General features: G+C 37.3%; 19 protein-coding genes. All 19 read left to right on the top strand.

Translation table 11 applies throughout. The features are described from left to right. Positions 1–17 precede the first annotated feature (17 nt). On the top strand, positions 18–1,490 hold the full coding sequence (gene nrfD / locus EYS08_RS12360; protein ID WP_057931705.1) for an NrfD/PsrC family molybdoenzyme membrane anchor subunit: 1,473 nt from the start codon (positions 18–20) through the stop codon (positions 1,488–1,490). A gap of 2 nt (positions 1,491–1,492) precedes the next feature. After that, entirely contained in the window at positions 1,493–2,029 is a 537-nt protein-coding gene (locus tag EYS08_RS12355; protein WP_131030328.1) for a DUF3341 domain-containing protein, read from the top strand. Continuing rightward, a complete protein-coding gene (locus EYS08_RS12350; protein WP_131030327.1) occupies positions 2,001–2,606 on the top strand; it encodes a c-type cytochrome in 606 nt (201 codons plus the stop codon). The genes EYS08_RS12355 and EYS08_RS12350 overlap by 29 nt, the downstream gene beginning before the upstream one ends. Before the next feature lie 14 nt (positions 2,607–2,620). Continuing rightward, complete coding sequence (locus EYS08_RS12345) at positions 2,621–3,844, top strand: quinol:cytochrome C oxidoreductase (protein ID WP_131030326.1); 1,224 nt, start codon at positions 2,621–2,623, stop codon at positions 3,842–3,844. A gap of 69 nt (positions 3,845–3,913) precedes the next feature. Continuing rightward, entirely contained in the window at positions 3,914–5,140 is a 1,227-nt protein-coding gene (locus EYS08_RS12340; RefSeq protein WP_131030325.1) for a cytochrome c oxidase subunit II, read from the top strand. Positions 5,141–5,163: 23 nt separating this feature from the next. After that, positions 5,164–7,044 (top strand): cytochrome c oxidase subunit I, encoded by a 1,881-nt coding sequence (locus EYS08_RS12335; RefSeq protein WP_208745851.1) that lies wholly within the window; start codon positions 5,164–5,166, stop codon positions 7,042–7,044. A gap of 81 nt (positions 7,045–7,125) precedes the next feature. Further along, positions 7,126–8,184, top strand: coding sequence for a COX15/CtaA family protein (locus EYS08_RS12330; RefSeq protein WP_131030324.1), 1,059 nt, complete (start codon positions 7,126–7,128; stop codon positions 8,182–8,184). A gap of 12 nt (positions 8,185–8,196) precedes the next feature. Beyond that, a complete protein-coding gene (gene cyoE / locus EYS08_RS12325) occupies positions 8,197–9,105 on the top strand; it encodes a heme o synthase (RefSeq protein WP_029275893.1) in 909 nt (302 codons plus the stop codon). A gap of 15 nt (positions 9,106–9,120) precedes the next feature. Further along, entirely contained in the window at positions 9,121–9,687 is a 567-nt protein-coding gene (locus tag EYS08_RS12320) for a cytochrome c oxidase subunit 3 (RefSeq protein ID WP_131030323.1), read from the top strand. Positions 9,688–9,718: 31 nt separating this feature from the next. Further along, positions 9,719–10,432, top strand: a complete 714-nt coding sequence (locus EYS08_RS12315) for a cytochrome c oxidase subunit 3 (RefSeq protein WP_131030322.1) — start codon at positions 9,719–9,721, stop codon at positions 10,430–10,432. Between the two features lie 25 nt (positions 10,433–10,457). Then, the gene (locus EYS08_RS12310) at positions 10,458–10,811 is read left to right on the top strand and encodes a cytochrome C oxidase subunit IV family protein (RefSeq protein ID WP_131030321.1); all 354 of its coding nucleotides are present in this window, start codon (positions 10,458–10,460) and stop codon (positions 10,809–10,811) included. Then, positions 10,811–11,506 carry an SCO family protein gene (locus EYS08_RS12305; RefSeq protein WP_131030320.1) on the top strand — a complete coding sequence of 232 codons (696 nt, stop codon included), beginning with the start codon at positions 10,811–10,813 and terminating at the stop codon, positions 11,504–11,506. The genes EYS08_RS12310 and EYS08_RS12305 overlap by 1 nt, the downstream gene beginning before the upstream one ends. A gap of 98 nt (positions 11,507–11,604) precedes the next feature. Then, positions 11,605–12,147 (top strand): DUF420 domain-containing protein, encoded by a 543-nt coding sequence (locus tag EYS08_RS12300; protein WP_131030319.1) that lies wholly within the window; start codon positions 11,605–11,607, stop codon positions 12,145–12,147. Between the two features lie 224 nt (positions 12,148–12,371). Next, positions 12,372–12,971 (top strand): RNA polymerase sigma-70 factor, encoded by a 600-nt coding sequence (locus EYS08_RS12295; RefSeq protein ID WP_131030318.1) that lies wholly within the window; start codon positions 12,372–12,374, stop codon positions 12,969–12,971. Positions 12,972–13,032: 61 nt separating this feature from the next. Further along, positions 13,033–14,193: a FecR family protein gene (locus EYS08_RS12290; RefSeq protein ID WP_131030317.1), complete on the top strand. Its 1,161-nt coding sequence runs from the start codon at positions 13,033–13,035 to the stop codon at positions 14,191–14,193. Positions 14,194–14,541: 348 nt separating this feature from the next. After that, positions 14,542–18,171 carry a SusC/RagA family TonB-linked outer membrane protein gene (locus EYS08_RS12285; protein ID WP_244215942.1) on the top strand — a complete coding sequence of 1,210 codons (3,630 nt, stop codon included), beginning with the start codon at positions 14,542–14,544 and terminating at the stop codon, positions 18,169–18,171. Between the two features lie 13 nt (positions 18,172–18,184). Beyond that, entirely contained in the window at positions 18,185–19,657 is a 1,473-nt protein-coding gene (locus EYS08_RS12280) for a RagB/SusD family nutrient uptake outer membrane protein (RefSeq protein ID WP_131030316.1), read from the top strand. A 9-nt stretch (positions 19,658–19,666) separates the two neighbouring features. Next, complete coding sequence (locus EYS08_RS12275; RefSeq protein WP_131030315.1) at positions 19,667–21,046, top strand: substrate import-associated zinc metallohydrolase lipoprotein; 1,380 nt, start codon at positions 19,667–19,669, stop codon at positions 21,044–21,046. A gap of 2 nt (positions 21,047–21,048) precedes the next feature. Continuing rightward, complete coding sequence (locus EYS08_RS12270; RefSeq protein ID WP_131030314.1) at positions 21,049–22,404, top strand: DUF4302 domain-containing protein; 1,356 nt, start codon at positions 21,049–21,051, stop codon at positions 22,402–22,404. The last annotated feature ends 44 nt before the right edge of the window (positions 22,405–22,448 follow it).

The following is a 22,448-nucleotide window of genomic DNA, read 5'->3' as shown; positions in this document are numbered from 1 at the left end:
TAAAGAAAATACAAATTATGTCAGGACATAACGAATCAATACTTAGAGAACCATTAATTACCGGAGATAACATCACGTATGCAAAAATTACGGATGATATTTTAAGCCCGGTAGAGAACAAGCCGAACAAGGCTTGGTGGATTGGTTTCATCGTTGCCTCATTAGGTGCTTTACTTTGGGTAGTAGCAGTAAGCTATACTTTCTGGAACGGTATCGGTGCATGGGGTTTAAATAAAACAGTTGGTTGGGCTTGGGATATCACCGGTTTCGTATGGTGGGTAGGTATCGGTCACGCTGGAACACTAATTTCAGCTGTACTATTACTCTTCCGTCAGAACTGGCGTAACTCCATCAACCGTTCGGCAGAGGCGATGACTATTTTCGCCGTAATCTGTGCCGCAACTTACGTTGTATCACACATGGGCCGTCCTTGGTTAGCATATTGGGTTTTACCTTTACCAAACCAATTCGGATCACTTTGGGTAAACTTTAACTCACCATTGGTGTGGGATATGTTTGCGATCTCTACTTACTTCTCTGTATCATTATTATTCTGGTACACAGGTTTATTGCCAGATATCGCTACCATCCGCGACCGTGCAGTAGGTACACGTAGAAAAATCTATTCTATCTTCTCTTTTGGATGGAGTGGCAGCGTTAAAACATGGCAACGTTTCGAAGCGGTGTCATTAATCTTAGCAGGTATCTCTACACCACTTGTACTTTCCGTACACACCATTGTATCAATGGACTTTGCAACATCGGTAATTCCGGGATGGCACACCACCATCTTCCCTCCGTACTTTGTGGCAGGGGCGATCTTCTCCGGATTTGCGATGGTATTAACCTTATTATTGGTTGCACGTAAAGTATTGGGCTTAGAAAACTACATCACCATGTTCCACATCGAGTCGATGAATAAAATCATCATCTTAACCGGATCAATCGTAGGTGTGGCTTATTTAACTGAGTTCTTCATCGCCTGGTATTCAGGTTCTGAGTATGAGCAGTATGCATTTATCAACAGATCTACCGGTCCTTACTGGTGGTCGTACTGGATGATGATGACCTGTAACGTAATCTCTCCACAGTTGTTATGGTTCAAAAAGATCCGTTTAAGCATTAAAGCTACCTGGATTTTATCAATCGTAGTAAACGTGGGTATGTGGTTCGAGCGTTTCGTAATTATTGTTACTTCACTACACCGCGATTATATTCCATCGAGCTGGGCAATGTTCTATCCAACATGGGTTGATATCAGTGTATTCGTAGGTTCAATTGGTTTGTTTTTTACTTTATTCTTATTATTCTTAAGAGTATTGCCATCAATCGCTATAGCAGAGGTTAAATTATTATTGAAAACTGCAAGTGAGCAAGCCAAAATGAAACAGATTAAAGAAGGGCATGAAAATAAAGAATACGTTGCTGAATACGTAGAGTCTTTAGAAAAATTTGATAGTGTTAAACAAGAAGATTACGCAAAAATATAACAATGAGTGATATCAAATATATTTTAGGCAGCTTTGGCGACCCTGACGAAATGATGCACGGCATCGAAAAGCTTCAGGAAAATAACATCAGCATTCATGATGTATATACACCGATGCCTATACACGGAATAGAAGCCAAATTAGGAATTAAAAGATCTAGAATCGATATCGCAGCTTTTTGCTTTGGTATTACCGGTACTTGCTGTGCATTCGCTTTGATTTATTTCTGCGCAGTAATCGATTGGAGAGTAAACATAGGTGGTAAACCATCATTCGCATTGCCGGATTTTATTCCGATAATGTTCGAGCTTACAGTATTATTCTGTGCTTTCGGTATGGTGTTAACTTATTATGCATCTACTCACTTATTTCCGGGAAGAGCACCAAGGGTGATGGATTTACGTGCTACTGATGATCGTTTTGTTATTGCAGTTGATGCAAAAGACAATGTAGAACATAGTGTAATTGATGGATTATTAAAAGATGCAGGTGCTTTAGAAATAAAGTATAATGAAAGGAAGTACATTAGCTATGAATAAGAATAAATTTGTTTACACGGCGTTTTTAGCTATCGCTTTTGCAGCTACCTTTTCTGCTTGTAAAGATAAACGCAGTACTGGTTTAGAATATGCCAGAAACATGTATGATCCGATTGCTTACAATCCGGATCAGCCAAACAAAAATTTTAAAGATGGTAAAACTGCACAGTTGCCACCTGCACATACTAAACCAGTAGGTTTTACTGAATATGATGAGTATCCTAATACAACAGAAGGATATGAAGCAGCAGGTGTGAGCATGGTTAACCCTTTGCCAGTAGATACTGTTAATTTAGCTCAGGGTAAACACTTATTTGATGTTTTCTGTAGCCCTTGCCACGGCGAAAAAGGCGACGGACAAGGACACTTAGTTAAAATTGAGAAATTTAGTGGTGTACCTGCTTATCAAACAGGTGCATCATCTAGAGGTGGTAACATGGTTGATCTTACCGCAGGTAAAATTTACCACACCATTACATACGGTGTAAATAACATGGGCTCACATGCTTCGCAAATCTCACCAACAGATCGTTGGAAAGTGGTGATGTATGTTCAACAATTACAAAAAGGACAATAGTAAAGCAAATATAAATGGGAACTCACAATATTAATTTTAGTGAACAGTTTGAGTTTACAGGTAAGGTAAAAACTTTAAGCATCGTTGGTATCATTTTAGGTGTTGCTGCTGTTGGTTATGGCTTTTTCGCTGGTGATAAAATAATGCACGAGCGTACTTTTGCTAACCTGTTGCTTATGGCATATTACTTTGCATGCGTTTGTATGTCGGGTACATTTTTCCTGGCTGTTCAATATGTAGCTCAAGCAGGTTGGTCTGCATCAATTTTACGTGTACCACAGGCTATGGCAAAAACATTGCCTATTGCAGCTGTAATACTTGTTGTTGTAATTTCGGCAGGTTTATACACACATAACTTATACCACCACTGGCATGCTGATGGATTAACTGATCCAAACAGCCCTAACTACGATTCATTAATCGCTGGTAAGTCGGTGTTCTTAAATGTACCTTTTTTCTTAGGCCGCCAAGTGGTGTTCTTGGGTATCTATAGTATATTTTCGATCATGTTTGTTAAGTTTTCTTACAACGAAGATTTAGCAGGCGGTTTAAATTCTTACAGAAAAAGCTTTAAAAATGCTTGTATCTTTTTGGTAATTTACGGTTTTACAACGCCGATTTTTGCTTTCGATACGGTAATGTCATTAGAGGCACACTGGTTCTCAACCATGTTCGGTTGGTATAACTTCGCCGCTATGTGGGTAAGCAGTTTAGCTACTATCGCGATTATTCTTATCTTATTAAGAAGAGCTGGTTATATGCAATGGGTTAATAATAGCCACTTACACAATTTAGGTCAGTTTATCTTCGGTTTCTCTATCTTTTGGACATATGTATGGTTTGCACAATTCTTATTGATCTACTATGCAAACATGCCTGAAGAGACTGTATATTTCTACAAACGCTTCGAGTATTACAAGTTCTGGTTTTTCTTAAACCTGGCCATGAACTTCTTAGCGCCAGTATTATTATTAATGGATAGAGACAACAAAAGAACAGATGCGAAATTATTGTTCGTTTCTATTGTGGTACTTTTAGGTCACTGGGTAGATTACTACCAAATGATTATGCCAGGAGCGGTAGAAGAGGGACATAATGGTTTTGGGATCATTGAAATTGGTACTGCAATAGGTTTCGTAGGATTGTTTACCTTTACGGTTTTAACATCATTAAGCAAAAAACCGTTAATTGCAAAGAATCACCCATTATTACAAGAAAGTTTGCATCATCAACTGTAGTGGTGATAAGATAAAGCAAATATTTAATTATTATTATAATTAGCAGTACAGCGTACTACTTTTAAGAAAATGAGTTTAAGAAAGTTTATAACGAATAAAACGACCGCAGCTTTAGCAGTATTGATTACTGTTTTTGCAAACACTAGCGTATTTGCGCAAGATGCAGCAGCAGGTGCTGCCGCGGCACCGAAAGTTGATATGGGCGAGGTTTATAAATCGGTAATATTTTATATTCTGGTTTTCCTTGCCGTATGCTTATTCATTGCAATTATTGGTAAAGCAATAAAAGTATATGAATTAAGCCGCGAGGCACAAGGTAAACCTGTTGGTATTAACTGGAACAGGGTACACGCAAGCTTATTTGCGCTGTTTTTAGTGATCGGTTTATATGGTGTATATTGGGAATATACAGTACATGGAGCAATGTTACTTCCCGATGCAGCATCTGAGCACGGAAAGAAAATTGATGAGATGTTTAATTTAACATTAATCATTACCACTATTGTATTTGTAGTTACGCATATCTTATTATTCGGATTTTCTTACATCTATAAATATTCAGCTAAGAGAAAAGCTTACTACTACCCACACAATAATACCATCGAAAAAATCTGGACTATCGTTCCGGCTTTAGTATTAACTGTTTTGGTATTAATGGGTTTCTTAACCTGGAGATCTATTTTCTTCAAAGTTGAAGATCCAAACAACAAACCATTACAGATAGAAGTTACTTCTGAGCAGTTTAAATGGTCTATCCGTTATCCTGGAGCTGATGGAATAGTTGGTAACAAAAATTACAAGTTAACTACAGCTACCAATACATTGGGTATCGATTTCAAAGATATCAACTCTCGCGATGATGAGATGGCTGATGAAATGGTTCTTCCTGTTGGTAAACCAGTTAAATTGATCTTAACCAGTAAAGATGTAATTCACAGTTTTTATATGCCACACTTCAGAGTACAGTTAAATACCGTGCCAGGTATGAGGACTATATTTGAGTTTACGCCTACAAAAACTACTGCAGAAATGCAGCAAGAAACTAACGATCCTAACTTTAAGTACCTTTTCTTATGTGCAAAAATTTGCGGTGCCGGTCACTACAACATGCAAAAAGTGGTGCGCGTAGTTTCTGAGGCCGAATACAAAACTTGGATAGCTGAACAGAAAACATACTTAAACGACGATTTAAGAAAACAATTTAATTTGCCAGTGGCGCCTGTAAAATCAGTAGCAGATTCAGCAGCTGCAGATTCAGTAGCTGTGAAAACTAACCAAATGGCTTTAAATAAATAATATTAAGCAGGAGCGAACGAATTATGTCAACAATAGCATTACACGACGAACACAATCACGATCACGCTGATCATGGACATCATAAAGAGACTTTGATTTCAAAGTACATCTTTAGTATGGATCATAAAATGATTGCTAAGCAATTTTTGATTACCGGTATTATTATGGCGGTAATAGCAATGGGCTTATCAATTTTATTCCGTATTCAATTGGCATGGCCAGATCAAAATTTCCCTTTCTTAGAAACATTTTTAGGTAAATGGGCTGAAGGCGGTCGTATTAAACCCGATTTCTACTTGGCTTTGGTAACCATTCATGGTACCATTATGGTATTCTTTGTACTAACGGCCGGGTTGAGTGGTACATTTAGTAACTTACTTATTCCGCTTCAAATTGGAGCAAGAGATATGGCCTCGCCATTCTTGAACATGCTTTCATACTGGTTCTTCTTTATGGCCTGTGTGATCATGATGTCTTCATTCTTTATCCAAACAGGGCCAGCGTCTGGTGGTTGGACGGTTTATCCACCGCTATCTGTTGTTGCCAAAGCAATGCCGGGTTCTGGTTTAGGTATGACGTTATGGTTAGTAAGTATGGTACTTTTCGTAGCATCATCTTTAATGGGTGGTATTAACTATGTAAGTACAATTTTAAACATGCGTACTAAAGGTATGGATCTTTGGAAAATGCCATTAACCATCTGGGCTTTCTTCTTAACCGCTATTTTAGGTATCTTATCTTTCCCTGTTCTTGTAGCTGGGGTAGTGTTAATGGTATTCGATCGTAGTTTTGGAACAAGTTTCTACTTATCAGATATTGTATTGGGTACCGATATTTTACCAAATGAAGGTGGTTCTCCAATTTTATGGCAACACTTATTCTGGTTCTTAGGTCACCCTGAGGTATACATCGTAATTATGCCAGCTTTAGGTATTTCATCTGAGGTAATCTCTGTAAACTCACGTAAACCAATCTTTGGTTACCATGCAATGGTTTACTCGTTAATTGGTATTACTGTATTATCATTCATCGTATGGGGTCACCACATGTTTGTAACTGGTATGAATCCATTGTTGGGTGGTGTGTTTATGATTACCACATTAATTATTGCTGTACCATCAGCAGTAAAAACCTTTAACTACTTAGCTACATTATGGCGTGGTAACATCCGTTTCACTCCAGCAATGTTATTTGCTATCGGTTTAGTTTCATTCTTTATCTCTGGTGGTCTAACTGGTATCTTCTTAGGAAATGCTTCATTAGATATTAACTTACACGATACCTATTTTGTTGTTGCTCACTTCCACCTGGTAATGGGATCTGCAGCAATCTTTGGTATGCTTGCAGGTGTGTATCACTGGTTCCCTAAAATGTTCGGTAGAATGATGAACGCTAAATTGGGATATTTACACTTCTGGTTAACTTTCATTGCAGCTTACCTGGTATTCTTCCCGCTTCACTTCTTAGGTTTAGATGGTGTACCTCGTCGTTACTACGCATTTACCGAGTTTGAATTTATGAAGAAATGGTTAACTGTTAACGTATTTGTAACATGGGCAGCTATTATGGCAGCACTGGCTCAGGTAGCGTTCTTGTTTAACTTCTTTTACTCAATCTTTAAAGGAAAAGTATCTCCTCAAAACCCTTGGGAATCGAATACATTAGAGTGGACTGCTCCTGTAGAACACCTACACGGTAACTGGCCAGGTGAAATTCCTACGGTTTACAGATGGCCATATGACTATAGTAAACCAGGACATGATGTCGACTTTATTCCTCAAACTGTTCCTTTCTCTCAAACCATGAGTTCTAACTTGCCTCACGATTTTGAAGGAAATGCAGAAGCAGAAAAAATACAGCAAGATTGGGAATTGGCTAATCCTGTTGCAGAAAACAAGGGCTAGTTAAGCTTAAAATAAAATTTTAAAAGGGGTATCTGATTAAGTTTCTGCTTATCCGGATACCCTTTTCATCTTAATAGATATATGGTCAGCAGATCAGAGCAACGTTTCATTAGAATTAATCTTATAACCATCATAGTTACGCTATTGGTTATACTTGCCGGTGGTATTGTGCGCAGTACCGGATCGGGCATGGGATGTCCGGATTGGCCTAAATGTTTCGATCGTTACATTCCGCCAACTGATGTATCGCAACTGCCTGCCAATTATAAAGAAAAATATGTGGCGGGTAGGTTAAAGAAGAATGAAAAGTTTGCCAAATATCTGGAAAGCATGGGTAAAGTAGCCTTAGCTGATAGCATTAGGCATGATAAGAGCATCACCATACCTGAGGAATTTAATCCAACTAAAACCTGGACCGAATACCTGAACAGATTGGCTGGGGTAGCAGCGGGGATATTCCTGTTTTTAACAGTTGTGTATTCATTTGCTTACCGCAAAACAGCTAAACGAATTATTGTATTCAGCATCCTGAATCTTTTTGTGGTGGGATACCAAGGCTGGTTAGGTTCGATAGTGGTTTCTACAAACCTGGCGCAGTGGGTGGTAACCGTACACATGCTGTTAGCGCTGGTTATTTTAGCGATATCTATTTATACATACAATTACGCAAAGCAATTAAATAAAGCGCCTTCTGTAATTATGTACCGAATAGCGTGGTTGAAGGGATTTTTGTTTTTTACCCTCGTAATCAGTATCGTTCAGATTGTTTTAGGGACTGAAGTTAGAGAAGCGGTAGATGTGATTGCAAAATCACTTTCTTATGGAAGCAAGAATACATGGATTTCGAAAGTAGGAGAAGTATTCTCTTATCATCGTGATTTAGCTATACTGGTCGTAATTGCCAATGCAGTAGTATATAAAATGGTTATTGACCGTTTTAGTGGTAAGGCTGCACCGTTGTTAACCGCAAGGTTTATGTTAATAACGCTCCTCATACAGTTATTAAGTGGTTTTGCTTTAGCATATATAGCTTTTCCACCGGCAGCGCAGGCATTGCACATTTTATTCTCTACGCTGTTATTTAGTTTACAGTTTTATCTGTACCTGTTGGTTTACCGAACAAGTACCTATAAACAATAATATTTAAGAAAATTGAAGCAATATCTTTCAGATTTTTCTAAACTTATCAAATTCAGGCTATCGTTTACGGTGGTATTTTCGGCATCGATCTCTTTTTTGATCGGACAGAAAATGCAAGTAGGTAGAGGCCATATCCCTAGTATCGATTGGGGAAACTGGCTAATATTGATTGCCGGTGGTTTTTTAGTAACCGCTGCTGCAAACTGTTTTAACGAAATTATTGAGAAGGACTTAGATAAACTAATGTCTCGAACTAAAGATCGCCCTATGCCCGCTGGTAGAATGACTACCGGACAAGGATTGATCTTGGGGGTTTTTATGGCATTTTTGGGTACCTGGTTATTGGGGAAATTAAATCTCGAAACAGGTTTGCTTTCTGTATTTTCAATCCTGTTATATGCTTTTGCTTATACGCCATTGAAAAGGAAATCGCCAATAGCTGTTTTTGTAGGTGCTATTCCAGGTGCTTTACCACCGCTTATTGGGTATTTAGCAGCATTTGGCAGTTTAAAAGCCGAAATGTTCCACGAAATTGATTATTACATTGCGGGCATTCTGTTTTTAATTCAGTTTGTATGGCAGTTTCCACATTTCTGGGCAATTGCCTGGGTTTTGGATGATGATTATAAGAAAGCAGGTTTTAGGTTGTTACCTACCAAGAAAAGAGATAAAACCTCTGCTTTGCTTACCTTTTTAAGTACATTAATTTTAATTCCGGTAAGTTTACTGCCAACGCTATATGGTTTTGGTGGATATTACATCGCAGGTTTATCATTAATAGCAGGGCTTATTTTTAGCTGGCTGGCTTTTAAACTTTTAATGAGCAGAGAACTGGCTGATGCCAAGAAAGTAATGTTCTGTTCGTTTTTTTACATCCCGGCAGTACAGTTGGGCTTATTATTAAATTTTATAGCAAAATAATTTATGGTGCTAACAATGGAAAAGATGCAGGATACGTTTGACCCTAAACCAAGGAAATTTATTGTTTGGTTATTTGTCGTATCATCAACAATTATGTTTGGTGGTTTTACCAGTTATTATCTGGTATTTGCCGCTTCGAAGGGAAAGGGGCATGGTTTAATTTTACCTGATGCTTTTATTTACTCTAGTTTGGTAATTATTGCCAGTAGCATTGCCTTAGTGCTGGCATCAAAGGCTTTAAAGAAACTGAACCTTAGCTTACAGCGTAATATGCTGTGGATTACCGTAATATTAGCTATCGCTTTTGGTGTAATGCAGTTTAATGCATGGGGAAGTATGGTTAGAACCGGAGCAACCCTTGTAGGAAACAACGCAGCCATATCATTTATTTACGTGGTATCTGGCATGCACCTTTTGCACATTATTGGTGGTGTTGGCCTTATTATTAATGCTTTAGCAGGTAGCTATAAAAGCCTTCCTGTTGCCAAAGTTCAGTACAGAATGGAGATTGCTTCTATTTTTTGGCATTTTATAGATATATTATGGATATATCTGTATGTTTTTTTACTTTTGAACCGTTAAATTTGTTAACAAACTATTATACTATTTCCAAATGAATGCAGTATCACAATTAGATCAAGTTAAAACCGGACCATGGAATGGTGGTCGTTCTCCGTGGTCGGTAGAATATGGTAAAATCATGATGTGGTTTTTCCTTTTGTCAGATGCTTTTACCTTTTCATCTTTATTGATCTACTACGGCGCTCAGCGTTTTTCTAAATTAACATGGCCAGCTCCAGATAAGGTTTTCCAATCTATTCCAGGTATTGCAGAACATGGCGCTCCATTAGTTTTCGTAGGTATCATGACCTTTATCTTAATCATGAGTTCGGTAACCATGGTTTTAGCAGTAGAGGCAGGTCACAGACGTTCTAAAAAAGAAGTTATCGGCTGGATGATCGCAACCATTATCGGTGGTTTCATGTTCTTGGGCTGTCAGGCAATTGAGTGGACCCACTTACACCACGACGGTTTCTGGTGGGGACAAATTCCTTCTGCAGAAGAATTAAAACACTTCTTCCTTAAACCGGAAGATGTATCGTTAATTGCTGCGCAACAATTTGCAAACTTATTTTTTACCATTACAGGTTTCCACGGTTTCCACGTATTTAGTGGGGTAATCATTAACATTATTATCTTAATTATGACGATTAATGGAACTTTCGAGAAGAGAGGACATTATCTAATGGTAGAGAAAGTGGGTTTATACTGGCACTTTGTTGATTTAGTTTGGGTGTTCGTATTTACATTCTTCTATTTGGTTTAATTTATCATATTATAAAAATATTTTTATGTCAGAGCACTCACATAGCACAGAAGGCCACGGCCACGATGACCATGCTGGTTTATCAAAAGGTAAAATCTGGAAAGTTTTTGGTATCCTTTTATTAATTACAGTTATAGAGTTTATTATCGCGTTGGTTTTTATTCCGAAAGGATACATGACCCAGCATGTTGGTAATTATATTTATATCGCATTAACGCTGTTAAAAGCATTTTATATTGTAGCTTATTTTATGCACTTAAAATATGAAAAGCTAGGTTTACAGCTTGCATTAACAGTTTCATTCGTTTTCATTATTTACTTTATTGTTTTAATGCTGATAGAAGGTGGGTTTTTAAACATCCACATGATGAACCATTAATGAAAAGAAGTCCTATAAAAAAGGTAATAATCCTGGTAAGCATTTTAGCTATACCGGGATTTTTGTTTTTTTACTTATTGCCACACTTTGCAAAGAACAGGTACAAGAGTTTACCCATTTTTGGAGAGAAAGTAGTTGCATCAACTTTCCATAGCGTAAAAGGAAAGAAAATTCCAGATACCATTTACCATAAGGTTCCTGATTTTAAACTCGTAAATCAGCAAAATGATACCATCACGTGGAAAGCATTAGAGAACAAGATTGTTGTGCTAAATTTATTTTATACTGGTGCTAATAACCAGGAAACAAGTAAATACATCAAGAAATTATCTGATGGTTATGAACAAAAGCCACTAGTTAAATTTTTAAGCTTATCTGTTGATCCGGCTGATCGGGATAAGATTAAAGATTTTGCGGCTAAGTTTAAAGCAAAAGAAGGTAAATGGGACTTTTTAGCTGGCGATACCGTGCAAACCTACCCGCTTATTAAAAAAGGTTTATTGCTTGATGCAATAGCAGATGATACAAAAGAAAGGACCAACTTCATCTTTAGCAATAAGATAGTCCTGATCGATAATTTACATCGCATACGCGGCATTTATGAGGCCGATAATGCTGAAGCAAACACGAGGTTAGAAGATGAAATAAAGGTACTTATCGCCGAATATTTAAGGAACCTTAAAGACGGTAGGTAGATTGCTTAGCGGTTAGTGTTTAGCGGGTAAAGTTTGGAGCCCGAAGGTCTTCCAAAGTCTAAGAAATAATAAAAATATAAAGAGATTAAATAATACGCATGGAAAATAGTCCGATCGAGAAAAAATATAGCAAGTGGATCATTATTCTTTCCATTTTAATACCGGTAGCTGTAGCCTTTTTATTTGTAGTAAAGTTAAAGGATCTGGGAATTGATGCACCAACCTTACCTTTTTTGCCACCAATATACGCTACCATTAACGGAATTACAGCGATACTGCTGGTGGTTGCAGTATGGGCCATAAAAAATGGCAAAATACAATTACATCAAAACCTGATGAAAACCGCTATTGGCTGTTCGCTATTGTTTTTGGTCATGTACATCGCCTATCATATGACTACCCCATCTACCAAATTCGGAGGTGACGGCGCCATTAAATATGCTTACTTCTTTATTTTGTTAACGCATATCTTATTGTCAATAGCTATTATTCCATTGGTATTGGTTACTTATGTAAGGGCATTGGCGGAGCGTTTCGATCGCCATAGAAAAATTGCCAGGATTACTTTTCCGTTATGGCTTTATGTAGCAATAACTGGTGTGGTCGTTTATCTGATGATTTCGCCGTATTATCAATACTAAGGTCGTCCCTACCTTAACTTTTGAACCCCTACCCTAAAAAGTGGGGTTTTTATTTTATTAATTTTTTACTTGCTAAAATTTCTTAATCAGTATATTTGGTAAAGAAGCTTATTATCATACTAAAATGTTTTAGTTTAAATCTTTCTTCTCTTTTAATGATAAATCTATTTATTATTACGCCTCAGAATAATGGAAAACATAGCAAATTGTGATGAACTAATTTTATGGGGCTAAGCAACGCAGATAAAGAGCATGTGCTAATTGATAAAATCGTAGGAGGAGATGAGCAGGCTTTTTCTGTTCTTTTTTTCAAATACCTTCCTGTACTCCAGGTTTTTGCCGCTAAGTTTACTAAGTCTGATGATGCTGCAGAAGAAATTATTCAAGATTCATTTTTAAGGGTTTGGCTAAATCGTGATAAATTAGCAGAGGTGGATAATGTGAAAGCCTATCTATATAAATATGTTTCTAACGAATGTTTAAGCTATTTGCGCAAGAAACTTAAAGATGATAGAGTTGTTGATGCATTTACTGCGAAACAACAAAATAGCCATAACAATACTGTAGAAACTATTAATTTAAACGAGGTAACGAAAATTATTGCCATTGCTGTTGAAAAATTACCTGAACAACGCAAAAATATATACCAATTGAGTAGACGTGATGGTAAAACCATTCCCGAAATTGCAGAAATACTTAATATATCCCCTAATACAGTTAAAAACGCCCTTGTAATTGCCTTAAAATCGATACGCATACACCTCGATCAACATGGGATTGTGTTCTTTTTTCCGATTGTTTTTTTCTTTTTGAAAATAAAATAGAAAAAATTAGTATTCCGATAGTCCTAATTTTCTTTTGCTGCTTCTTAGTATCAGAATCTTTATGGAAGAACGTGTACATTATCTCTTACAACAGTTTACAGCTAAAACCTTAAATGAGGCCGAAAGGGAAGAACTTTTAACTTTGGCTGAGGATGGCTCTTCATTACTAACAGGCGAAATCATTAAAATGATTATCGCTGAAGAGGAACATGCGGTTGAAGTTGTTGTGGGGAAATGGAATCCGGTACTGAATAAAATTCTAGCGGTAGACAAACCAACCCGATCGCCTAAACGGATTTTAATGAACAGCTTAAAATGGGCCGCTGCAGCTATTGTTTTTATAGTACTCTCCTTTACAGCTTATATTTCTTTACATAAAAAGAAAGAACATGTTTTTGCTTCTGATGTGGCACCTGGAAAAAATAAGGCCATTCTTACCCTGGCTGATGGAAGGAAAATTTCACTTTCAGATGCGATAGCAGGTAATATAGCTAAAGAAGCCGGGATTTCTATCACCAAGACTGCTGACGGCCAGTTGGTGTATACTGTGGTTGGATCAGAAAATGCAAATGATACCAGATTAAATACCATTTCGACCCCAAATGGTGGTGAGTGGCAAATCCAGTTGCCCGATGGTTCTACTGTCTGGCTAAATGCAGCATCTTCAATTCAGTATTCTTTAAATATTGGAACAGCTAAACAGCGCTTGGTGAAACTAGATGGCGAAGCTTATTTTGAAGTAGCTAAAAATGCAGTACATCCTTTTATTGTTGAAACCGACAAACAAGCTGTTGAGGTATTGGGTACGCACTTTAACATTAATAGCTATAAAGATGAAAAGGTAACAAAAACCACTCTGCTGGAAGGAAGTGTACGTGTTTCACATAATACTACCAATGAGAGCGAGGTGCTTAAACCCGGAGAACAATCTTTAGTTTCTGTTGCAGGTATAACTGTAAAAGAAGTAGCTGTTGATGAAGCAATAGCATGGAAAAACGGCTATTTTATGTTTAATAATGAAAGGCAGGAAAGTATTTTACGCAAAATTGCGCGTTGGTACAATGTTGAGATAGAATATGCCGATCAAGATGCTAAAGAGGTGATGTACTATGGCACGGTAAGTCGTTTTGAAAAAATTTCAAAAGTATTAAGAAAATTTGAGCAGACCGGAGAGGTGCGTTTCGATATTAAAGGCAATAAAGTAATTGTTTACAAAGAATAAACGAGAAAAGATGAAGGCGTAACTAACCTTTATCTCTAAAAATAAAACTAATTAATCAACAATAACCTAAAAACCACTAACAACTAATGAATATACTTCGACAAAACTCCTGACGATTCGACGTTAAATAAATAAAAAAGGAGTGCTTGCAACACCCCCTTTATTATCTGTTTAGCTATTCCGTAAACCGGAATCGATTAAAATCAATTATTTCTTGGATAACCGCGAAACGCTTTTTGGCGTCTAAACTTTATTGCGCTTCGCACAAAAACAGACTATTAAATGTACAAAATTTATATTAGAATTTTATGTACGCATCGGCGCTACATACCTAAATTGCTATTAATTATGAAGTTAGTTACGGTCATATTGCTTGCCTCTTTAATGCAGGTAAGCGCAGCTTCATTTGGCCAGCTGGTTACATTAAAGGAGAAAAATGTAACATTAGAGAAAATGTTTAGGGAAATCAGACAGCAATCTGGTTACGATGTATTGTTATCGACCAATACCATTAAAAGTACTACTACTTTAAACGCCAATTTTAATAATGCGACAATAGAAGAGGTAATGGCTAAAATTATTTCAGGACGGAATTTAGCCTATACTATTGAAGATAAAACGATCTTAATTAAACCTAAAGAAAAGAGTATTTTCGATAAAGTAGTTGGTTATTTTGTTGCGGTAAAAATAACTGGTAAGGTAAGAGATAAAAGTGGTGCAATACTTCCAGGAGTAAGTGTAAGAGAAAAAGGAGTTGCTAATGCGGTATCAACCAATGGGTCAGGTGATTATGCTATTTCAGTAACAGAGGGTGGCGTTTTAACCTTTAGCTTTATAGGTTACAAAACACTCGAGGTACCTATTGGCAGTAAAACGGTTATTAATGTTACGCTGGAAGAAGACGCTGCTCAACTTAAAGAAGTGAATGTGGTTTCCAATGGTTATCAGAACATTGATAGAAAGTTATTTACAGGTTCAGCAACGTTAGTAAAAGCATCAGATGCACAACGTAATGGTATTCCTGATGTTTCTAGAATGTTAGAAGGTCAGGTTGCCGGTGTTTCTGTTCAAAACGTTTCAGGTACATTTGGTGCAGCACCTAAAATCCGTGTTCGTGGTGCTACTTCACTTTCTGGCGATAACAAACCACTTTGGGTAGTGGATGGTATCATTTTGGAAGACGTGGTAAATATCTCCAATGAGGCACTTTCAACCGGTGATGCCAATACACTTATCGGTTCTTCTGTTGCTGGCCTTAATCCGGATGATATTGAAAGTTTTACCATTTTGAAGGATGCGGCTGCAACTGCTTTATATGGTGCCCGTGCAATGAATGGTGTTGTTGTTGTAACCACAAAAAAAGGTAGAGTTACCGATGGAGCACCTAAAATTAGTTACACTGGAAACTTCACCACGTATTTAAAGCCTACTTATGATAATTTCGATATTCTAAATTCGGCAGATCAAATGTCTGTTTTATTGGAATTGGAAAACAAAGGCTTTTTTCAGCATACCAGCGCATCAAGAGGTTCTGAAGGTGGTGTTTTCTATAAAATGTATAATTCGTTATATGACTATAACCCTTCAACTGATTCGTTCGCATTGCGTAATGACATTCAAAGCAGAAGTAATTTTTTACAACGTTATGCAAATGCCAACACCGATTGGTTCGATGTATTGTTCAAAAACTCGCTTTTACAAGAACACTCAATGAGTGTTAATTCAGGTACAGAGAAGTTTCAAACATATGCTTCAACTTCTTACTTGCATGATAATGGACAAACTATTGGAAACAGTGTAGATCGTTTTACTGGTAATTTCAGGATTAACGGAAAAATGAGTGATAAGTTAAGTTTTGAATTATTAGCGAACGGATCCGTACGTGATCAGCGTGCTCCAGGTACTTTAGAAAGAACTTCTGACCCTGTTTATGGTAAGTTCTCAAGAGATTTTGATATCAACCCATATTCGTATGCTTTAAATACGAGTAGAACGATGACTGCTTTTGATGAAAATGGCAATCGTGAATTTTTTACCAGAAACTTTTCTCCATTCAATATCCTTCACGAAATCGATAACAACTATCTTAAACTCGGACAAATCGATTTCAAAGTTCAGGGTGGTTTAAGATACCAGATTATTCCTTCTTTAAATTACTCTTTCGATGCTGCTTATCGTTTTGCTAAAACAGAACGTCAGCACTATATATTAGAGAATGCAAATATGGTGCTGGCTTATCGTAATACATCTGATGCAACAACTATCGGCTCAAACAAATACTTGTATACCGATCCGGAAGATCCAACCAGGTTACCAGTAAGTGTTTTACCTGAAGGCGGTTTCTACAATACAAAAACCGATAATCTGAAAAACTACTACTTCAACCAAAAATTAACTTACGATAAAATTTTCGGACAGGATCACCATGTGTATGGAATGGGTTTGATGGAGGTACGTTACACTGACAGACAAGCTGAAAACTTTGATGGTGTTGGTTATCAATATGAAAATGGGGGTATCGTAAACTCTGCATATAAATATTTCAAATGGGCTCAAGAATCGGGTTTCCCTTATTTTGGAATGAGTAATACTTATGATAGATTCACTGGCTTCTTATTGAACGGTGCATATTCATATAAAGAGCGCTATACTATTAATGCTTCTGGCCGTATAGATGGATCGAATAAAATGGGAAGTAGCAGAACCGGAAGATGGTTACCAACCTGGAACGTATCTGGTAAATGGTTTATTAATCAGGAAGCATTCTGGCCTCAAGATAGCAAAATCTTCACTGCAGCTGCTTTACGTGCAACTTATGGTTTAACTGCAAATATTGGTAACGCTACAAATTCATCAGCAGTATATTATAACCAGATAACGAGAAGACCGTATGACAATGAGAAAGAAACGGCAACTTTCATCTCTGGTTTAGAAAATTCTGAACTTACCTGGGAGAAAAATAAAGAATTGAACATTGGTGCTGATTTGGCATTCTTCCAAAATAGGGTAAACGTAACTGTTGATGTTTACAAAAGAAATATTTTCGATTTGATTGGTACCATCCGAACATCAGGTATTGGTGGTCAATTTCAAAAAACAGCCAACTATGCTTCCATGAAAAGTAAAGGTTTGGAATTAACCATCGGCGGAACACCAGTTAAAGTTGGAGATTTCAATTGGAGAACTAATTTAAACTTCGGTTACAATACCAATGAAATCACAAACCTTGAAGTTAGTCCAAATATTTTCAGCTTAGTAGATGCTGATGGTGGTGTTTTAAAAGGATATTCTCAGCGTGGATTGTTCTCAATTCAATTTGATGGTTTAGATCATAATAGAGGATTTCCATATTACATTGACGAAGATGGAAGACGCAACACTTACATCAATTTGCAAAGTACAAATACCCAACATTTAAAATACGAAGGTCCGGTTGATCCAAAGTTAACTGGTGGTTTTTATAACCAATTCAGGTACAAAAACTTCACGGTTTCGGCTTTATTTACATTTCAAGCTGGTAACTATGTACGTCTAGATCCAACTTATCAGGCATCTTATTCAGATATCTATTCAATGTCGAAAGATATGTTGAACAGATGGATTAAGCCTGGCGATGAAGCGTTTACCAACATTCCTGCTTTGCTCGATCCATACGATGTGAATCAGACGGTTAAAGATGCTGATGGATCAACGGTTTGGGCTGTATACCCTTATAACCTTTACAATTATTCAACAGAGCGTGTAGCAAAAGGCGATTTCATCAGATTTAAGCAGATCTCAATCGGTTATGAGGTTCCAAAACAATGGGCTGCAAAACTGGGCATGTCAAATGCATCAATTTCATTAATTGGAAATAATATTGCGCTATTGTATTCAGATAAAAGATTAAATGGTCAAGACCCTGAGTTCTTCGGATCGGGAGGGGTGGCTTTACCAATTCCAAAACAATACACATTATCACTAAAGGTTGGATTCTAAAAAAACTAAAATTATGAAATTAAATAAGATACATATCTTATTATTCGGTTTGGGTGTTATGTTTTCTACACAATCGTGTAATAAATATTTAGATACTGAACCAGATAATAGAACACAAATTAATTCAGTTGAAAAAGTTGCACAATTGGTAACAACAGCTTACCCTGGCCGAGACTATTACTACTTTACAGAAGCTGCATCAGATAATGCTGAAGATAAAGGTAATGGCGTTGGCGGTTTGGATGATGTAATTAGCAGGCCATACAACTGGCAAGATGTGATTGGTGATGGAACCGGCTCTACCACTGCTTATTGGAACAGTTGTTATGGAGCCATTGCAGCCGCTAACCAGGCCTTAGAAGCCATAGAAAAAAACAACCTGGGCAACGCGGTTTTACCTTACAAAGGTGAAGCTTTGGTAGCACGTGCTTATGCGCACTTTATGTTGGTTACACTTTTTTCGAAAGTTTATGCAATTGGTGGTTCGAATGACTCTCCTGGCATTCCTTATGTAACGGTGCCGGAAACAAAGGTTATTGCTCAATATGACAGAGGTACTGTAAAATCTACTTACGAGAAAATTGAAAAGGATTTAGTGGAAGGAATGGCCTTATTATCTGCAACAGCTTACACCGTTCCAAAATATCACTTTACACCGGCAGCTGCACATGCTTTTGCATCGCGTTTCTATTTATTTAAAGGTGAGTGGCAAAAGGTAATTGATGAATCATCAGCAACCGTATCAGGCGGCGATTTCTTCAACAACTTAAGGCCTGTTAACAGCACTTATAGAGCTGCTGGAACAGAAGATTTCAGAACCATGTTTACCAGGTCAGATCAAAAATCTACGTTGTTGTTAACCCAGCAATATTCTGGCTGGCAAAGACAAACCTCACCTCGTTATGGTTATGGCATCAACATGGTAAAAATGTTCCAGCTAGGTGGTAACTTTACAGGTAAAACCAGAGCAGATAAGATTTTATCTTATGGAGTTCCTCATTATACCACCTATAAATTCAAAGAATATTTCCATCGTACGAGCCCTGGTGCTGATATCGGTTTCCCTTACTTAATTGCACCATTACTTACGGTTGACGAATCTTTGTTGAATAGGGCAGAAGCATACGCACAATTAGGTCAGTTTGACAATGCATTAAGAGATATGAATATATTCTTAAGTACGAAGATCAGCAATTATAGTGCAAGTTCTGATGCGGCGACACTGCCAAAAATCACTGCATTCTACAGTATTTCTGATCCGAAAGAGGTGATCATTAAATTAATTTTAGAAAGCAAAAAGGCAGAATTTTTACAAGAGGGTTTAAGATGGTTGGATATCATCCGCCACGGACTAACTGTTAAACACAACAAGTATGATACAGCTGGCTTAGAAACTTTTGATGAGTTAGGCCCAACCGATCTTCGCAGAGTTTTTCAAATTCCTCAAGAGGCATTATTATCAAATGTTCCACTAAATCCAAGATAATTTCTACTCATGAAAAAGAACATATTTAAATTATTTGCTTTACTGCTAATTGTAGCTTTAGCAAACTCTTGTAAAAAAGAGGACCCTTTAAATGTCGATTTTAGCCAATACAACATCGATAATCCAGTAGCGAATACGCCACTTGATAAATGGTTAACCACGACATTTTTAGATGAATATAATATTGATGTTATTTACCGCTACAACCGCTTCTATCACGGAGATGACCGTGATGTAGCGGCCGTAAAAGTTGATAAAGTTCAGTCTCAGATGCAAACTGTTTTAGAAGGTTTTATATTGCCTTACCGAAAAATTGCGGGTACTGCCTTTATTAAAAAGATGGTGCCTAAACAATTTGTGTTGTTTGGCTCGGGATCTTACAATCCTGATAATTCATATACATTGGCTACTGCTGCTGCTGGTAGAAACATTACCATTTACGCGGTAAATGATTTTAATGTAAATGTTCCGGGCGATGTGGTTGGAAAATTAAAAACCATTCATCATGAGTTTACGCATACATTGAATCAAATTGTACCTATGCCAGATGATTTTCAGAACATTACCAAGTCTACTTATTTGGCAACCTGGACAAGTACACATGATACTATCGCAAGAAATAATGGGTATGTAACCCCTTATGCTTCAAGTCAGCCAGGTGAAGATTTTGCGGAAACAGTATCACACCTACTGGTATTTGGTCAGGCTTGGTTTGATGCCCGTGCAAATAAATCAACAGTTGTTGGTAAAGCAGCATTGAAAGCGAAGGAAGCGAGCGTGGTGCAATATTTTACCAATATGGGTATTGATTTCAGAGCGCTGCAAATGGAAATTCAGAATATCGTTCGCAATCAGTATAAGTACCAACAAGCCAGCTTCCGTTACTGGATGGGACAGAATTTATATAAAACAATTACCGTCAATCTAGAGGATGGAATTTATGCTACTAACGGAATTTCTACTGAATTTGCAACGGCATATAATGATTTCAAAGCAGCTATATTAGCCTATAGCGCTACCCAAAGATATCATCTGGATTATATTCAACTTAGATTTGAATCTGCGACTGTGTTAACTGTTAGAGGCGCCTTTTCAAATGCAACAACACAGTATTTTGGCGATTATTCGTTTAATTATACAATAAATGCGACTACTGGTGCGGTAACGTTTACAAAAGTTGCTAATGCTACAGGTACTACTTTTAATAATGGGGCGCTATTTGCAACTTCGTTTACCAATACCCTTCAGGCTTATCTTACTGGTAAAACATTTATTGCTGATTGGTTGCCGCCAACAATAACCTCTGCCAACTATAATTCATATGGAGGCTTCTATCTTCAAGGCACGCCAACTAATAATTTTTATGGACTTTTAGGCCAAACATTATAAACATGAAAAGGATATTATATTTATTTATGGCCTTGCTGACATTTGCAGGCTGTAAAAAAGAAGAAGAATTAAATTTCGATGATCGCCCTGAGGTACGCATGAACCAATCAATTGAAGAGGTGAATACTATTTTGGCCTCTTCTCCAAACGGCTGGATTGCTACCTTACCTACTGCAGGTGGTGGTGGTTACGGTTTTTACATGACTTTTGATCGTGCGAATCAGGTTGTTCAAATGGCGGGAGATTTAACTGATGAATCTGCAACTAAAATTGCCCCTTCCACTTATCGTGTTAAAGCCAATGCAGGTGCTGAATTAATTTTCGATACTTACAACTACATCTCTTTATTGAGTGATCCAAATCCTAGTTCATTTGGTGGGGTAACCGGAACAGGATTAAGGAGTGATGTAGAGTTTTTATTTGAAAGATCTACCGCAGATAGCTTGATTTTAACAGGTAAAAAATACCGTCAGGTACTTAAAATGGTTAAAGCCACTGCTGCACAAAAAACGGCATATGAAAGCGCTCAATATAAAACGCTTATCGATAAATTCAAGGCGTTTTTTGTTAATAATGCAAACCCTTTTATCGAAGTGGTTTCTGGCACAACTACGTTGAAAGTAACGTTAACCTTAAACTCTACAAACTCTCTGAATTCAGGAAAGAGAATTGATTTAACTGGAGTTTTAGCTGATGGAACAACGATCGCTTCGGCAAATATGAAATTTGCTTACACCATCAATGGCGTGTCTATTCTTGGTGACGGCTTGATTTGGAATGGGATTAAATTTGTAAGCATGGCATGGAAAGATGCCAATACGTTAGCGATTTATGATAGCACTGGTAAAGAATATATTGTTAACAACTCTACTGTACCATTGGTTCCATTACATTTATTATTTGGATCGAAGTACTCAGGTTTAAGATCTGAATACAAAACAATTTATCCGGGAACTTCCACAGCGGGTGCTGACATTTTAAATTATTTCCATAACGGTTTAATACCTGCTATTACAGGTGGTTTTGCTTTTAATTATGGTAGAATTGATTTGGATTGGAATATTGTAAACAAAAGGTTTTTGATCAATGGCAGGAGCAGTCAGAGTGGACCGACAGAAACGGGCGGCTGGGTAACTACTTCTTCATACACCTATACTGTAGATGCTAATGGAGTATACAAATTTACGCAATTTTCGGCTCCATCGGGTGGATATGTTTCAGGTCCGCTATCTAGATTTTATACTTTCATTTTAAATAATCGCGTAGCTTTCGATTATTTCTCAAGTGGGGGAGTTTTATATGGTAGAATGACAAGTGTGGAAAATCCTGCAATTGTGATGACCTTTTTATTAAAGTAATTCAATACGCTTTCATTAAAACCCCGCCTTATCAGCGGGGTTTT

Source organism: Pedobacter kyonggii (assembly GCF_004310665.1).
Taxonomy (GTDB): Bacteria; Bacteroidota; Bacteroidia; order Sphingobacteriales; family Sphingobacteriaceae; genus Pedobacter; species Pedobacter kyonggii.
Note: the sequence above shows the minus strand (reverse complement) of the source record. Positions and strands in the feature narration are given on the sequence as shown.

What these genes read in the sequence shown, in the direction of transcription:
- EYS08_RS12355 (WP_131030328.1), top strand. Translation starts at nt 1,493, where the DNA reads ATGAGTGATATCAAATATATTTTAGGCAGCTTTGGCGACCCTGACGAA.
- EYS08_RS12315 (WP_131030322.1), top strand. Translation starts at nt 9,719, where the DNA reads ATGAATGCAGTATCACAATTAGATCAAGTTAAAACCGGACCATGGAAT.
- EYS08_RS12280 (WP_131030316.1), top strand. Translation starts at nt 18,185, where the DNA reads ATGAAATTAAATAAGATACATATCTTATTATTCGGTTTGGGTGTTATG.
- EYS08_RS12290 (WP_131030317.1), top strand. Translation starts at nt 13,033, where the DNA reads ATGGAAGAACGTGTACATTATCTCTTACAACAGTTTACAGCTAAAACC.
- EYS08_RS12340 (WP_131030325.1), top strand. Translation starts at nt 3,914, where the DNA reads ATGAGTTTAAGAAAGTTTATAACGAATAAAACGACCGCAGCTTTAGCA.
- EYS08_RS12350 (WP_131030327.1), top strand. Translation starts at nt 2,001, where the DNA reads ATGAAAGGAAGTACATTAGCTATGAATAAGAATAAATTTGTTTACACG.
- EYS08_RS12300 (WP_131030319.1), top strand. Translation starts at nt 11,605, where the DNA reads ATGGAAAATAGTCCGATCGAGAAAAAATATAGCAAGTGGATCATTATT.
- EYS08_RS12275 (WP_131030315.1), top strand. Translation starts at nt 19,667, where the DNA reads ATGAAAAAGAACATATTTAAATTATTTGCTTTACTGCTAATTGTAGCT.
- EYS08_RS12310 (WP_131030321.1), top strand. Translation starts at nt 10,458, where the DNA reads ATGTCAGAGCACTCACATAGCACAGAAGGCCACGGCCACGATGACCAT.
- EYS08_RS12285 (WP_244215942.1), top strand. Translation starts at nt 14,542, where the DNA reads ATGAAGTTAGTTACGGTCATATTGCTTGCCTCTTTAATGCAGGTAAGC.
- nrfD (WP_057931705.1), top strand. Translation starts at nt 18, where the DNA reads ATGTCAGGACATAACGAATCAATACTTAGAGAACCATTAATTACCGGA.
- EYS08_RS12270 (WP_131030314.1), top strand. Translation starts at nt 21,049, where the DNA reads ATGAAAAGGATATTATATTTATTTATGGCCTTGCTGACATTTGCAGGC.
- EYS08_RS12330 (WP_131030324.1), top strand. Translation starts at nt 7,126, where the DNA reads ATGGTCAGCAGATCAGAGCAACGTTTCATTAGAATTAATCTTATAACC.
- EYS08_RS12335 (WP_208745851.1), top strand. Translation starts at nt 5,164, where the DNA reads ATGTCAACAATAGCATTACACGACGAACACAATCACGATCACGCTGAT.
- EYS08_RS12345 (WP_131030326.1), top strand. Translation starts at nt 2,621, where the DNA reads ATGGGAACTCACAATATTAATTTTAGTGAACAGTTTGAGTTTACAGGT.
- EYS08_RS12320 (WP_131030323.1), top strand. Translation starts at nt 9,121, where the DNA reads ATGGAAAAGATGCAGGATACGTTTGACCCTAAACCAAGGAAATTTATT.
- EYS08_RS12305 (WP_131030320.1), top strand. Translation starts at nt 10,811, where the DNA reads ATGAAAAGAAGTCCTATAAAAAAGGTAATAATCCTGGTAAGCATTTTA.
- EYS08_RS12295 (WP_131030318.1), top strand. Translation starts at nt 12,372, where the DNA reads ATGGGGCTAAGCAACGCAGATAAAGAGCATGTGCTAATTGATAAAATC.